This is a genomic window from Fusobacterium perfoetens, from assembly GCF_021531595.1.
Taxonomy (GTDB): Bacteria; Fusobacteriota; Fusobacteriia; order Fusobacteriales; family Fusobacteriaceae; genus Fusobacterium_B.
The window spans coordinates 24,166-38,410 of sequence record NZ_JADYUD010000011.1 but is presented as its reverse complement, the minus strand read 5'-3'; the positions used below and the strand labels follow the sequence as shown (position 1 = coordinate 38,410).

The following is a 14,245-nucleotide window of genomic DNA, read 5'->3' as shown; positions in this document are numbered from 1 at the left end:
CTTTATTCTATTATAAATAATTCTATATTTTTTGCTCCAGCATATTCCTCTAAATACACTTTTGAACTCTCTAAAGTTATATTTAAATTTTCATTTTTTGAAAAACAATAAATAAGTGTAAGTATTTTTTTAGAATCTAATGTAACCATAACTCTTGTGCTATCACTTGTTGGGCTTCCAAAAGCTCCCTCACTATCAGTAAGTATTGGAAGATTTTCTATATTTATATCATCTTTTCCTATTCCTTTATAAGTTTCTCCTTCTTTTCCTTTTCTTAAAATAATATCCCCTTTTACATTCTTTAAATCATAAGAACCTACTGAAAAACCTGTTTCTAAAGATATTAAATTATTTACATCAACTACTGTGTTTATTTGATATAGTCCCTTTCTTTGCTTTATTCTCCTATAAAGAGCTTCTGAAGAAACTCTATAACGATTTGGATCTTTTCCTAAATATTTATATGCTTTTTTAGATGAAGAAACATTTTCAATTCCACTGATTCCTTTTTCTTCTATTGCAGAGATAAGCTGTGGAAAAATTTCATCCTCAAACTTTCTCCACAACTCTTCATTCTTTTCTTTAACCTCTGTATCATAAATCAAACATCCAAGCCTTACACTCTCAACTTTTTCTTTTACACTGTTATCTATCGCTATTCTCATATTCTCTCCTTTTTGATATTTATAATAAAAGGGTGTCTTTTTTGACACCCTTTAACAGTTTGATAAATTATATCAGATTATTCTCCAAACACTTCAAGAGCTTGAGTAAAATCTGCAATTAAATCATCAACATCTTCAATTCCAACTGAAAGTCTAAATAATCCTGGAGTGATTCCCATTGCTCTTCTTGCTTCATCTGGCATATGGCTATGAGAACTTGTTACTGGGTGAACAAGAGTTGTACGAACTCCTCCTAATGTCATTGCATAGTGAGCGAAGTTTAATCTTAATAAAAATTTATCTATTTTTTCAGAATCTTCTGGAACTATAAAACTCATCATTCCACTCATTGTTTCATTTGAACCAAATAGTTTTAGAGCTAAATCATGGTGTTTAAAACTTTCAAGACTTGGGTGGTTTACTTTAGATATATATTTGTTTTCTTCTAATGCTTTAGCTAATTTAGCTGCACTTGCCATTTGTTTTTTTATACGAAGATCCATTGTTGCAAAACTTTTCATCATTGCATGAGCTGCATGTGGATCACCAGGAGTTCCACAAAGCATTCTTACAGGGTGAATTGCATCTATTATTTCTGCTGTTGAAGTAATTGAACCTGCGATTGCATCACTGTGACCATTCATAAATTTAGTCATACTGTTGATAACTATATCTGCACCAAATTTTATTGGTTTAATAGCAATTGGTGAAGAGAATGTATTATCTATCATTAATAATGCACCATTTTTATGAGCTATTTCTGCAAGAGTTGGAATGTCTGCTATATTTAATGTAGGATTAGCAAAAACTTCTGAATAAATTAATTTAGTTTCAGGTTTTACAGCTTTTCTACAGTTTTCAACATCATCAAAATCTACAAGATCTGCTTTAATTCCAAATTTAGGCATTAATTTTGTAAATACATCAAATGTTTCACCATATATATTTCTGTTGCAAATTACATGATCACCAGGTTTTAAAATTGTCATTAATGTAGTAGTAATTGCTCCCATTCCTGATGAGAATATTAATGATTTTTCTCCAGCTTCAAGGAATGTTACCATATCTGCAAGAGCATCTCTGTTAGGGTTACATGTTCTTATATATGTATATTTTTTTGCATATGCTTCTTTAACTTCTGTTAAGCTGTTCATTGTAAATGCTGTTGTTGTAAATAATGGGAATGCTTCTGGTTTATTAAAGTCCATTCCTTTAACTTTTCTTCCTCTGTAAAGTAATTCTGTTGCTTCAGAACATTTTCTTTCCATGTTATAATCCTCCTTAAAAAAATTAATTGAAATTTAATTGTTTTTCTTTTATATTGTAAGTTTATTCTATATAGTAGCAATAGAGTCAAATATTTTTTTAGCTTTTTTAAAATTATTTATTCGTTTACTTTTGTGCTTTTTAGACTAAAAATAAATCAATTTATTTTTAATTTGAACTTTTTTTATTTTTACTCTTGACTCTATAGTTACTATAGAAAATAAAATTCTATTATACAAAACATGAAAACTATTTTGGCCATATAGTTACACTTTATGTTATATTAAAAATTGCTGATTGGAGGGAGCTTTATGAATATAAAAGAAACTATAAATTATGGAGGATTGATTGTTTCTGCTGGAGAGAAAAAAACAGGATTTGCTAAAGTTTTAGACACAGACTATAATTTTCCGTTAACTGTTATTAATGGTAGTAAAGAAGGAAAGACTTTACTAATAACAAGTGGAATACATGGTGGAGAATATCCTTGTATTGAAGCTGCTATAGAGTTAGCTCAAGAAATTGATCCTCAAAAAATTTCAGGACAAATAATAATAATACATCCTGTTAATATTTCAGCTTACTATGCAAGAATTTCTTATATTCTTCCCGAAGATGGAAAAAATATAAATAGACTTTTCCCTGGAAATCCAGAGGGAACATTAGGTGATAAAATTGCATATGTTTTGACCACAGAATATCAAGATAAAGCAGACTTCTATTTAGATATTCATGGTGGAGATATTCATGAATATCTTCCTCCATATGTATATTATCCAGGTATAGGGGAAAATAAAGATGCTTTAGCCTATGCAGAGCTTGCTACAAATTTTCTTAATGCTAAATATAAAGTAAAATCAAGTGCTACTACTGGTGCTTATAATTCTGCTGCTATTAGAGGCATTCCATCTTTATTAATTGAAAGAGGCGGAAGAGGATTATGGTCTAAAGAAGAAGTTGAAAATTATAAAAATGATATTAAAAATATTATGCGTTTCCTTCAAATTTTACCAGAGACTCCTATATCAATTTTAGAAAAACCTACCTTAATTACAAAAGCTGTTTATCTTGATGCGACTACTTCTGGTTGCTGGTATCCTTGTGTAAAGCTTGAAGAAAGAGTAAAAAAAGGACAAAAAATAGGAGAAATTAAAGATGTTTTTGGTAAAACTTTAGCAGAATATTATTCTGATTTTGATAGTATTATTCTTTTCATGACAACATCACTAGCAATAAATAAAGATGATCCTATTATTACATATGGTATTTAATTTTAAACATTAGGAGGGATAATATGATAACAACTGGCTTTGGTTATATATCTTTTTTACTTATTTTCATGGCAATAGTTTTTATAATAACTGATAAATATGGACATTTAAAATTATTTCAAGTATTCCCTGCAATTTTATGGATATTTGTTGGAATGTCTCTATTTGCTACATTTGGACTTTTTGATGGAAATTCTGATAGCCTAAATGGCGCAAGATCTATGATTAGTAAAGATTTTTTACCTTTAATGCTTTGTATGTTTTTATTGACTTGTGATGTAAGACAAGTATTAAAATTAGGACCTCGCATGATATTAGCATTTTTCTGTGGAACTATTTCTATTTGTATTGGATTCATTGTAGCTTTTATTGTTTTAAAAAAATGGCTTCCTGATTTTGCTTGGGCTATATGTGGTGCTGGAGCTGGAACATTTATAGGAGATACATTAAATATGAATGCCGCTGCTGCTGCTTTAGGAGTAACTGGTAGTGATTTTGCATATTGTGTTTTAATGGATACTTTTGGGTATACTATTTGGTTTGCATTCTTACTTTCTACATGTAGTCATGCTATGACTACTTGGTTTAATAAAAAAATGAAAGCAGATACATCCGTTTTGGAAGAAATAGCTGCAAGAATAGGAAAAGAACAAGAAAAAAAAGATAATACTGCACCAAATTTTACAGAATTATTAACACTAGCTGCTGTCGCTTTTGCTGGAGCATGGATAACACATTTTATTTCTAGCAAAATGCCAACAAATTCTTTTATGAGCATTTCAACATGGAGAGTTTTAATTTCTTCTCTTATAGGAATTTCATTAGGAATGACTAGATTTCATCATTTAAAATCAGCTGCAACAGTTGCAAATGTATTTTTATATTTAAGTCTTGCTAATACTGCTTCATGGTCTAATTTAAAAGAATGTACTGGTGCTCCTGTATTTATTATTTTCTGTTTCATTTTCTTGTTTGTACACCTTATTGGAATGCTTTTAGCTAGTAAAATATTTAAATTTGATTTATTCACAGCTCATGTAGCTTCTATGGCTAATATTGGTGGAGTATCTTCTGCTCCTATTATAGCAGCCCAACATAATCCTAATTATATTTCTTTCGGAGTTTTAATGGGATTCATAGGTAATATTGTTGGAACATATGTTGTTTTAATTTTAGCACAAATTCTGCGTGTATTATAAATATAGTCAAATAAATATATTTTAAAATATGGAGGTATTTATATGTTTAAAGATTTTGATGAAACTTTATCATTTGAAACAAATATTCTTGAAGCTGGTGCATATTTTAGATTATCTGCATCTAATCCAGAAGCTCTTCCAATACATATGTCAACAGCACATAATGTTGAAGATCTTGCAGATCTTCAAAAAAGATATGATGAAAAAGGATTTTGCTATAATAGAAATAGAAACCCAAATAGAACTGCTCTTATAGAATTAATGAATTATGTGGAAGGAGGAGAAGATTCTATTGGATGTTCTTCTGGTATGGCTGCAATTTCATCTGCTGTTATAGCTCACACTAAAGCTGGAGACCATATTCTTTCTGATAAAACTCTTTATGGAGAAACTATTGAAATATTTACAAATATTCTTGGAAAATATGGCGTTGAAACTACATTTGTTGATTTTACTGATTTAGAAGAAGTAAAATCTAATATAAGACCAAATACAGTTATGTTATACACTGAAACTGTTTCAAATCCATTAATAGGAGTACCAAATTTAAAAGCTGTAGCTGAAATTGCTCATAAAAATAATGCTCTTTTAATAGTTGACAATACATTTATGACAGGAGCTTTAGTAAAGCCTTTAAAACTTGGAGCTGACCTTGTTGTAAATTCTCTTACAAAATTTGCAAATGGACATAGTGATGCTGTATGTGGTGCTGTTACAGGTAAAGCTGAACTTATAAAAAAAATATATAATCTTCAAGTTCTTCTTGGAACTCAATCTGATCCTTTTACAAGCTGGCTTACAATGAGAGGAATGAGAACTCTAGAACTTAGAATTAAAAAGCAATGTGAAAATGCTTCAGCTCTTGCTGCTGCACTTGAAAAATCACCTTATGTCCTTAAAGTAAATCATCCAAGTCTTAAAAGTAATCCTCAACACACATTAGCACATGAACAATTTGGAGATTATTATGGTGGTATGATGAGTATTGAACTTCCTGAAGACTTAGAAAAAATGAATAAATTTATGAGAAACTTAAAACTTGCTCATTATGCAATGACTCTTGGAGGGTATAGAACTTCTATAGCTTATCCTGTTATGAGTTCTCATAGTGACATGACAAGAGAAGAAAGACTCGCTATTGGAATAAGTGATGGTCTTTTAAGAATATCAGTAGGAATAGAAAATACTCAAGATTTAATAAATGACTTTACTCAAGCTCTTGAAGCTGCTTATAAGTAAAATTAAAATATTATAAATTAAATTTATACTGTACCCAAAATCTTAAAATAATAAGTGAGGGTACAGTTTTTTCATTAAAATTGAGGTATATAAAAAATTTTGTATAAATAAAAATCAAAACTAATAAATACCTAATCTTTCTTACATTTATAAATATTAGTGAAGTTACTTTTATATTCAGATATCAGAATATCTTTTAATTCTATATTCATATTTTTCAAAAATTTTATTTCTCATTTCTAACTAACATTATTATTAAAATAAAAAGAATTTTATTTTAATATAAGCCAGCATAAATATTTTTTGTTACCTATTTTCTACATAACAAGAGTAATATTTTATTATTTTTTCAATATCCATATAAACAAAAAACCCCACAAACACAAGGTTTGTGAGGTCTGTAATCTTCCAACAATTATCTTTTTGAGAATTGAGGTGATCTTCTTGCTTTTTTCTTTCCGTATTTCTTTCTTTCAACCATTCTTGAATCTCTTGTTAAGAATCCAGCTTCTTTTAAAGCTCCTCTTAATGTTTCATCAGCTTCAAGTAATGCTCTAGAAATTCCGTGTCTGATTGCTCCAGCTTGTCCAGCATTTCCTCCACCGTAAACATTTACGATTACTTGGTATTTATCTAAAGTTTCAGTTAAAACTAAAGGCTGTTCAACTATTTTAGAAAGGATTTCTCTTCCTCCAAAGTATTGAGCCATTTCTTTACCGTTTATTACAATTCCTTTTTCTCCAGGAATTAATCTTACTCTTGCTACAGAAGTTTTTCTTCTTCCAGTTCCTCTACATTGATTCATATCTGCCACTGTTAATACCCCCTTAAATTTCAGCCTTTACTGGTTTTTGTGCTGCGTGATCGTGTTCAGCACCAACAAATAATCTTAATCTTGTTAATTGCTGTCTTCCTAATCTGTTTTTTGGAAGCATTCTTTTTACAGCTAGCATTAAAGCATCTTCTGGTTTAACATTTAAAACTTCTTCTAAAGTTCTTTTCTTAATTCCTCCAGGGAATCCAGAATGTCTATAGTAAAGTTTGTCTTTCATTTTGTTTCCAGTAACTACTAATTTTTCAATGTTTGTTACGATAACATAGTCTCCTCCGTCAATATGTGGAGTGAAAGAAACTTTTTCTTTTCCCATTAATTTTTTAGTAACTTCTACTGCTAATCTTCCTAAAACAACTCCTTCAGCGTCGTAGTGGTACCAATCTCTAACTACATCTTCTTTTCTTTGCATTACAGTGTATTTATTCACTTTTTTCCTCCTAAAATAAGTTATATTTTCATAATATAACGCAACGGTCCTTTGTGGGAAAGGTTAATTTACCGTAATATTATATCCGATTTCCTTAATAATGTCAACATCTTTAATTTATTTTAAAAGACTTTTTTAAATAATTTTATATTTTTTATCTGCCTATTCTTCATCTAATTTTTCTTTTATTTTTTTATAGACATTTTCTCCCAGACAGTTTATTATTGTATCTTTGTAAGTTTCAATAACAGGTTTATATTCTCCTTCAAAACCTTTGGGGTTTTTTCTTCTGAAAAGAGCTGAAGAAACAAAATCTTCATTTATACAAGGGATTGTATAATAGTCTTCTATTGTAAAGCTATTAGTAAAATCATCTGGAAGAGTTATATAAAGAACTGAGTTATCCTCTTCAGATAAAATTTCAATAGGCCAAAGAGAACATACAAGAGGTTTTGTGTCACATATTTCTTTTCCTGTCATCCCTTTTTCAAGACAGATAGAATGAAGACTACATAATGTAGTTTTATTATCTTTTTTATATGCATAAAAACACATCTCTGTTTCATCTTCTATCTCTGGAATTATATCTCTTTCTCCATCTTCATTTTCTAAATTTTCCATAAGATCTGAAGCTTCATATCCCATATCTTCTGCAATTTCTGTATTTGAAGTAAGTCTTTCAAATTCTTCCATATTGTCAAAAAGAAATTTTCTGCTTTCTTTTGAAAGCTTTGAAGGACTGTCTGCGCAACAGTTTATATTGCAGTTAAAGCAATCAAAATTTGAAGGTTTAGCAAACATTTCGTAATCAATTACAGCCTTATATTTTTTTCCTTGTATCTCTGCCTCTGTTTCAATAACAGGAATAGTTTTAAAATATTTTCTTGCTGCTCTTTCATTTTCTTCGTTTACTTTATATACTTCTTCACCTTTTGGGTGATTTAAAAATAAAAAATAGTTCATATTTTACTCCATCATTTAGTTTTAAAATTAGAAATAAAATTCTCTAAGAAAAAATATCAGATATTTTTAATACCGAGAATTTTATTTCTCAATTTCTTATCTTAATATATTTCTTATTTCATCATTTTATTTAAAGTAGCGATAAGTTCTTCTATTATTTGTTCCTCTCTTCCCTCTTTTATTCCATCAACAACACAGTGTTTTAAATGTCCTTCAAGAACTTGCTTTGAAACACCTGCAAGGGCAGCTCTCACTGATGCTATCTGATTAAGAATATCATCACAGTAAGCATCTTTTTCTATCATATTTCCTATCCCTCTTACTTGTCCTTCTATTCTGTTAAGTCTTGCTCTCAGTTTCTGTTTTGTCTCAGCAGAAGTACAATATCTTCCTGTACATTCTTCTGCTTCCAGTCTGAATTTTTCTTTTTTTTCAGCCATTTTCCCTCCATATTGAAAACAATAATTATTTTCCAAAATTTCTAAGTCTTAAAGCATTTGTTACAACAGACACAGAACTCATTGCCATAGCTCCTCCAGCTATCATAGGATTTAAAAGATGTCCTGTTATTAAGTAAAGAGCACCTGCTGCCACAGGTATTCCAAGGCTGTTGTATAGAAATGCCCAGAAAAGATTCTCTTTTATATTTTTTATTACTGCATGACTTAATTTCATTGCAACAGCCACATCTCTTAAATCTTTTTTCATAAGAATTATATCAGCACTTTCCATTGCAATATCTGTTCCCCCTCCAACTGCTATACCTACATCAGCCTGAGAAAGAGCAGGTGAGTCATTTATTCCGTCTCCTACCATTCCTACTTTCATACCATCATTCTGAAGTCTTTTTACCTCTAAGTATTTATCCTCAGGGCTTACTTCTGCAAGGACAATATCTATTCCCACTTGTTCTGCTATAACTTCAGCTGTTTTTCTGTTGTCTCCTGTTATCATAGCAACTTTAAGTCCCATAGATTTTAAAAGTTCTACACTTTCTTTTGAATTTTCTTTAACAACATCTGCAACAGCTATAAGTCCTGAATATTTTCCATCTATTCCAACAAATATTGGAGTCTTTCCTTCTTTTGCCATTCTTTCACTTTCGTTATTTTCAGGAATTATTATACCATTATTATCAAATAGTTTGTAGTTTCCTGCAATAACTTTTTTTCCGTCAACTTCTCCTATTATTCCTTCACCTGAAATACTTATGAAATCTTTTACATTTCTTGTAGCTATTCCTCTTTTCTTAACTTCTTCAACTACAGCTTCTCCTAAAGGATGTTCTGAATGTTGCTCAAGTGAGGCTGTAATACTTAAAAATTCCTCTTCTGAAATGCTTTCATCTCCTATTACAATATCTGTTATTACAGGTTTTCCTTCTGTAATTGTTCCTGTTTTATCAAAAACAATCATATTAAGTTTATGTGCTTTTTCCAGAGCCTCACCTGATTTTATTAAAATTCCAAGTTCAGCTCCCCTTCCTGTTCCAACCATTATTGCTGTAGGAGTTGCAAGCCCTAAAGAGCATGGACAAGCTATAACTAAGACTGAAATAAATATAGTAAGGGCAAAAATACTAGGTGCCATAGGAAGAGTTGCTATTCCAGTTTTTCCAACTGCATACCATACTATACTTGATACTGCTGCAATAAATATTACCACAGGAACAAAGTATCCTGAAATTATATCTGCCATTCTTGCAATAGGAGCTTTTGAACCTTGAGCATCTTCCACAAGTTTTATAATTTTAGCAAGAACTGTATCTTTTCCTATTGCCGTAGCTTTTATTTTTATACTTCCATTTTTATTTATTGTAGCTCCAAAAACATTGTCCCCTGCTTTTTTTCTTACAGGAATACTTTCTCCTGTAAGCATTGACTCATCAACATTAGTATTTCCTTCTACAACTTTTCCGTCAACTGGAATACTTTCTCCAGGTTTTACAAGAACAATATCTCCTTCTTCCACTTCTTCTATATCTACAAGAACAATTTCATTATTTTTTACAAGAGAAGCTTTTTTAGACTGAAGCCCCATAAGTTTTTTAATAGCATCTGAAGTTTTTCCCTTACTTCTCTTTTCAAGAAGTTTTCCAAACATTATAAGGGCAATAATAACAACTGCAGATTCATAATAAAGAGCATGAACATAAGCATTATTTCCTTTTATAATTTCATATGTTCCATAGATGCTGTAAATAAGTGCTGCCCCTGTTCCTGTTGCTATTAAAGAATCCATATTGGGAGCTCTTTTTACAAGTGCTCTTATTCCCACTGTATAAAATCTTCTTCCTATAATTGTTACAGGTATTGTAAGCACTAGCTGAATCAAAGCATAATTTATTGGATTTACATCTGGAGAAATTATACTTGGAAGAGGAAAGCCTATCATATGCCCCATTGTTATATAAAATACAATCGCTGCAAGAATTATTGCCGTTTTAAATTCTCTCAGTTCCTTTTTTGCCTCTTCTTCTTTTTTCATTTCATCTTCAGGTTTTGCCTCTTCATTTCTTACAGCTTTATACCCTCCGATTCCATTTATTACTCCTATTATCTCTGAACCCTTTATTCTTTTACTGTCATAAAGAAATCTTCCTCTGTTTGTAGCAAGATTTACTTCTGCACTTATAATTCCATCAAGCTTTTTTACCTTTCTTTCTATATTTGCAACACAAGCCTGACAGCTTATTCCTTCTATATTTACTAAAAGTTCTGAAGCTTCTATTTTTTCATCAATCCCATATCCAATTGATTTTACTTCATTTTCTATATCATTTTTATTCAGCTGTTCATAGTCATACAAAACTGTAAGTTCTTCTGTAGCAAGATTTACTACAGCTGATTTCACACCTTTCATTTTTCCTACTTTTGTTTCTATCCTTCTTACACAAGCCTGACATGTAACACCTGAAAGTTTAAATTGCTTTTTCTCAATATTTTCTATATCTGTTTTTTCTTCTGAAATATCTTTTTGTTCCTCTTTTACACTGCATTTATTTTCTTCCATATTAGTTTCACAAGAAATTTCTTCACTAGCTGAAACTTCTCTTTCAACACCATATCCAAGTTCTTCCAGCTTATCTTTAATCTCGTCAAAACTTATTTTTTCTTCATCAAAAGAAATATCCATTATCTTTGTATTTACATCAACTTTTACCTTTTCTGTGCCTTTTAATTCTGAAATATTTTTTTCTATTTTTGCAACACATTTCATGCAACCGACACCTGTTAATTTATATTTTTTATCCATATTCTATGCCTTCTTTCTTTTTTTGAATATAGGGTACCCCCCTATATTTATATTATCATTCATTGAACTTTGTGTCAAATTTTATTTGATTTACATATTGTTTGAAAAAATAAAAACAGAAAATAAAATTTATAAAAACTCTATTTTCTGCTTTTTTATTTTTTATTTTTTTCCAAGTTCTGTCATGAATTTTACTCTTTCAAATCCCCGTTTAACAGCATTTGCTTTAAATTTGCTTAAAACTTCTGAAAGCTCTTCAATTGACGCTTCTTGTATTTTGCTAAGCTGACCGAATTTTTCCACAAGACAGTCTACATCTTTTTTAGTAAGTTTTCCAAATTTGCTTAAAAGACGATATCCTTTTGTTATAACAGGATTATCTAAAGATTTAGAAGTTTTACCATATCCAAGAACTGCTGAAAGTTTAGCAAGATCTAAAAGTTCACTATCATCAAGAGCAGCCATTTCTTGAGAAAGTTCTTCTTCCTTTTCATCTCCCTCCAGATAATAGTCTTTTAAAAATTCTAGTTTTTCATCTCTTAAACCGAAAATTAAGTCTTCCATCTGAAGTCTTAAAAGTTTTCCTTCGCTTCCAAGTTCAAAAAGACATTCTACAACATCTATTTTTATTCTCTTAAACATTTCAAATTTCTGAAGAACTATACATACTTCTTCAACTGTTGCTATTCCATCAAGTTCTAAAAGGGTAAGATTTATAAGGGCCTTATCAAGAACATATCTGTATCTTTCAAGAGTATTTATTCCCTGTGATGCTTCACTCATTAAATCTTCAACAGATCTTAATTTATATCTTACTTCTCCCTTATAAAGAGTCTGAACTCTTTTTCTTTCAGAAATAGCTATTACTACTCTGTCCAGTTGTTTTGCTATACGCTGAGCTGTTCTGTGTCTTGTTCCACTTTCATCTGTCACATATCTTTTATCAGGCTGAAGATGAACATTAGCATAAAGTATATGTTCTATATTATCATCTAAGATTATAGCTCCGTCCATTTTAGAAAGTTCAAACAGTCTTTCTGGAGTGTATTCACAGTCAAGAGCAAAACCGCCGTCAAGAACTTTTTCTACTTCTTCATCTTTTCCAACTACTATAAGAGCACCCTTCTGCCCGTCAAGAATATTATCAAGACCTTCACGCAGCTTTGAACCTGGTGCTACAAGAGACAATATTCTTTCCCACTCTGTTCTTTCCATATTCTACATCCTTTCTAAAAATTCTTCTAAATTTTTCAAATAAATAAGCTTTAAGTTATAATCTTTTTTTTCTATCTCTTTTCTGTTTGCTTCAGGTACATACACCCCTTTAAAGCCTAATTTTTCCAACTCTCTCAGTCTTTTATCTATAAAAAATACTTTTCTTATTTCTCCTCTTAATCCAAGTTCACCTATTGCTGCTATCTTCTGACTGATTGCCACATTCTTATATACAGAAAGTAAGGATATAAGGGCTCCTAAATCTGCTGAAGGATCTTTTATTGCTATTCCTCCAGGAATATTTATAAATACATCTTTCATTCCCAGATTCATTCCCATTCTTTTTTCTCCTATTGCCATAAGAATCTGAATTCTGTTTCTGTCAAATCCCTGTACAATTCTTTTAGGAATTCCTATTCCACCACTTTCAGTAAGAAGGCTCTGTATCTCAAGAAGGAATACTTTTGTCCCTTCAAGAACTGGGACTATCATACTTCCTATATTTTTTTCCTCTCTTTCACTGAGGAAAAATTCAGAAGAATTTTGAACTTCTCTCATTCCCTCTTCTTCCATACTGTACACTGCAAGTTCATTAGTAGAACCAAATCTATTTTTTGTACTTCTTAAAATTCTATAAAAAAGACCTTCTTCTCCTTCAAAACTAAATACAGCATCAACCATATGTTCTAAAAGTTTAGGCCCTGCAACCTTTCCATCTTTTGTTATATGCCCAACTATAAAGAAAGATATCCCTAGTCTTTTTGCAAGTTCAACTATTTTTAAAGTTGCCTCTCTTATCTGAGTAGGTGTTCCTGCTATTGAATCACTGTTTTCACTGTAAAGAGTCTGAATAGAATCTATAATTACAACCTTAGGTTTTTTTATTGAAATATATTCTGAAATTTTATCTATATCTGTTTCAGACATAAGATAAAGAGTTCTGCTCTTTATTCCCAATCTTTCTCCTCTGCTTTTTATTTGAGCAGGAGATTCTTCCCCAGATACATAAAGTACATCTCCATAGTCACTGTACTCTTTTGCCATCTGCAGAAGAAGTGTAGACTTTCCTATTCCTGGATTTCCTGTAAGAAGAACCACTTCTCCCTGAACAAGTCCTCCTCCAAGAAGTCTGTCAAATTCACTTTGCTTAGTTTTAAATCTAAAATTTTCTTCTATTTTAATATTTGAAAATGAAGATACTTTTTTTTCAGTATCAACTAAAGATAAAGAGTTTTTAGAAACTTTAGAAGATGTTCCTGCAAATGAAGATACTTCTTCCTGTTCCTCCACAGTTCCCCAAGAACCACAGTTCATACATTTTCCCATCCATTTAGATGTTTTATATCCACATTCACTGCATACATATACTGATTTACCTTTAGCCACTGTATCACCTTTTTTTCAGATTTATTCAGGTCTGTATTTTTTTCCTCTTTCTGTTACCATGTCAGCTATTCTTTCATCTACATAAGCTGTCACTTTTCCACCATATCTTGCTATTTCTCTTGCAGCAGTAGAGCTTACATAAATATATTCTTTAAGTGCAGGAAGAAAAATACTGTCTACCTTTCCTTCTGATATATCCATGTTTCCACTTGCAAAATAAAGTTCAAGTCCACAGTCATCAACAGTTCTTATTCCTCTTACGATTGTATTTATATTATTTTCTTCGCAATAGTTCACCACAAGTCCTGAATATGTTTCTATAACTATATTATCATATTTTTCTAGTACTTTTCCAACCATTTCTTCTCTTTCTTTAAGTGTAAACCAGTATTTTTTCTCACTGTTATTTGATACCAGTATTACAAGCTTGTCAAAAAGTCTGCTGGCTCTGTCTATTATATCCTGATGTCCTTTTGTTATTGGATCAAAACTTCCTGCATAAACTCCAACTCTCACTGAAAGCC

The 14,245-nt window shown here is 30.7% G+C and carries 13 protein-coding genes; 3 read left to right on the top strand and 10 right to left on the bottom strand.

Annotated features, from left to right (window positions below):
* Window positions 1–2: 2 nt before the first annotated feature.
* Window positions 3–665 carry a B3/4 domain-containing protein gene (locus I6E17_RS07360; protein ID WP_235236442.1) on the bottom strand — a complete coding sequence of 221 codons (663 nt, stop codon included), beginning with the start codon at window positions 663–665 and terminating at the stop codon, window positions 3–5.
* Window positions 666–742: 77 nt separating this feature from the next.
* Window positions 743–1,933, bottom strand: a complete 1,191-nt coding sequence (locus I6E17_RS07355) for an aminotransferase class I/II-fold pyridoxal phosphate-dependent enzyme (RefSeq protein WP_235236441.1) — start codon at window positions 1,931–1,933, stop codon at window positions 743–745.
* A gap of 309 nt (window positions 1,934–2,242) precedes the next feature.
* On the opposite strand from I6E17_RS07355, the gene I6E17_RS07350 reads away from it, so the two are divergent.
* From I6E17_RS07350 to I6E17_RS07340, 3 genes are read left to right on the top strand one after another with little or no spacing between them, the layout of a single operon-like run.
* Window positions 2,243–3,202: a M14 family metallopeptidase gene (locus tag I6E17_RS07350; RefSeq protein ID WP_235236440.1), complete on the top strand. Its 960-nt coding sequence runs from the start codon at window positions 2,243–2,245 to the stop codon at window positions 3,200–3,202.
* Window positions 3,203–3,225: 23 nt separating this feature from the next.
* A complete protein-coding gene (locus I6E17_RS07345; RefSeq protein WP_235236439.1) occupies window positions 3,226–4,401 on the top strand; it encodes a DUF819 domain-containing protein in 1,176 nt (391 codons plus the stop codon).
* Between the two features lie 42 nt (window positions 4,402–4,443).
* On the top strand, window positions 4,444–5,640 hold the full coding sequence (locus tag I6E17_RS07340) for a trans-sulfuration enzyme family protein (RefSeq protein WP_235236438.1): 1,197 nt from the start codon (window positions 4,444–4,446) through the stop codon (window positions 5,638–5,640).
* Window positions 5,641–6,055: 415 nt separating this feature from the next.
* Here the strand turns inward: I6E17_RS07340 and rpsI are convergent, their stop codons facing one another.
* The 8 genes from rpsI to coaD form a co-directional block, all read right to left on the bottom strand.
* Window positions 6,056–6,445 (bottom strand): 30S ribosomal protein S9, encoded by a 390-nt coding sequence (gene rpsI, locus I6E17_RS07335; RefSeq protein WP_268825971.1) that lies wholly within the window; start codon window positions 6,443–6,445, stop codon window positions 6,056–6,058.
* Window positions 6,446–6,467: 22 nt separating this feature from the next.
* A complete protein-coding gene (gene rplM, locus I6E17_RS07330) occupies window positions 6,468–6,902 on the bottom strand; it encodes a 50S ribosomal protein L13 (RefSeq protein WP_235236437.1) in 435 nt (144 codons plus the stop codon).
* Between the two features lie 162 nt (window positions 6,903–7,064).
* Window positions 7,065–7,865: a hypothetical protein gene (locus I6E17_RS07325; protein WP_176828664.1), complete on the bottom strand. Its 801-nt coding sequence runs from the start codon at window positions 7,863–7,865 to the stop codon at window positions 7,065–7,067.
* A gap of 113 nt (window positions 7,866–7,978) precedes the next feature.
* Window positions 7,979–8,305, bottom strand: coding sequence for a metal-sensitive transcriptional regulator (locus I6E17_RS07320; protein WP_176828665.1), 327 nt, complete (start codon window positions 8,303–8,305; stop codon window positions 7,979–7,981).
* A 25-nt stretch (window positions 8,306–8,330) separates the two neighbouring features.
* Window positions 8,331–11,120: a heavy metal translocating P-type ATPase gene (locus I6E17_RS07315; protein WP_235236436.1), complete on the bottom strand. Its 2,790-nt coding sequence runs from the start codon at window positions 11,118–11,120 to the stop codon at window positions 8,331–8,333.
* A gap of 162 nt (window positions 11,121–11,282) precedes the next feature.
* A complete protein-coding gene (gene disA, locus I6E17_RS07310; RefSeq protein WP_176828667.1) occupies window positions 11,283–12,335 on the bottom strand; it encodes a DNA integrity scanning diadenylate cyclase DisA in 1,053 nt (350 codons plus the stop codon).
* A 3-nt stretch (window positions 12,336–12,338) separates the two neighbouring features.
* Window positions 12,339–13,721: a DNA repair protein RadA gene (gene radA / locus I6E17_RS07305; protein WP_176828668.1), complete on the bottom strand. Its 1,383-nt coding sequence runs from the start codon at window positions 13,719–13,721 to the stop codon at window positions 12,339–12,341.
* Between the two features lie 21 nt (window positions 13,722–13,742).
* On the bottom strand, window positions 13,743–14,237 hold the full coding sequence (coaD, locus tag I6E17_RS07300) for a pantetheine-phosphate adenylyltransferase (protein WP_176828669.1): 495 nt from the start codon (window positions 14,235–14,237) through the stop codon (window positions 13,743–13,745).
* Window positions 14,238–14,245: the final 8 nt, after the last annotated feature.

What these genes read in the sequence shown, in the direction of transcription:
- disA (WP_176828667.1), bottom strand. Translation starts at nt 12,335, where the DNA reads ATGGAAAGAACAGAGTGGGAAAGAATATTGTCTCTTGTAGCACCAGGT.
- I6E17_RS07320 (WP_176828665.1), bottom strand. Translation starts at nt 8,305, where the DNA reads ATGGCTGAAAAAAAAGAAAAATTCAGACTGGAAGCAGAAGAATGTACA.
- I6E17_RS07345 (WP_235236439.1), top strand. Translation starts at nt 3,226, where the DNA reads ATGATAACAACTGGCTTTGGTTATATATCTTTTTTACTTATTTTCATG.
- I6E17_RS07355 (WP_235236441.1), bottom strand. Translation starts at nt 1,933, where the DNA reads ATGGAAAGAAAATGTTCTGAAGCAACAGAATTACTTTACAGAGGAAGA.
- I6E17_RS07340 (WP_235236438.1), top strand. Translation starts at nt 4,444, where the DNA reads ATGTTTAAAGATTTTGATGAAACTTTATCATTTGAAACAAATATTCTT.
- I6E17_RS07325 (WP_176828664.1), bottom strand. Translation starts at nt 7,865, where the DNA reads ATGAACTATTTTTTATTTTTAAATCACCCAAAAGGTGAAGAAGTATAT.
- rpsI (WP_268825971.1), bottom strand. Translation starts at nt 6,445, where the DNA reads ATGAATCAATGTAGAGGAACTGGAAGAAGAAAAACTTCTGTAGCAAGA.
- I6E17_RS07360 (WP_235236442.1), bottom strand. Translation starts at nt 665, where the DNA reads ATGAGAATAGCGATAGATAACAGTGTAAAAGAAAAAGTTGAGAGTGTA.
- I6E17_RS07350 (WP_235236440.1), top strand. Translation starts at nt 2,243, where the DNA reads ATGAATATAAAAGAAACTATAAATTATGGAGGATTGATTGTTTCTGCT.
- I6E17_RS07315 (WP_235236436.1), bottom strand. Translation starts at nt 11,120, where the DNA reads ATGGATAAAAAATATAAATTAACAGGTGTCGGTTGCATGAAATGTGTT.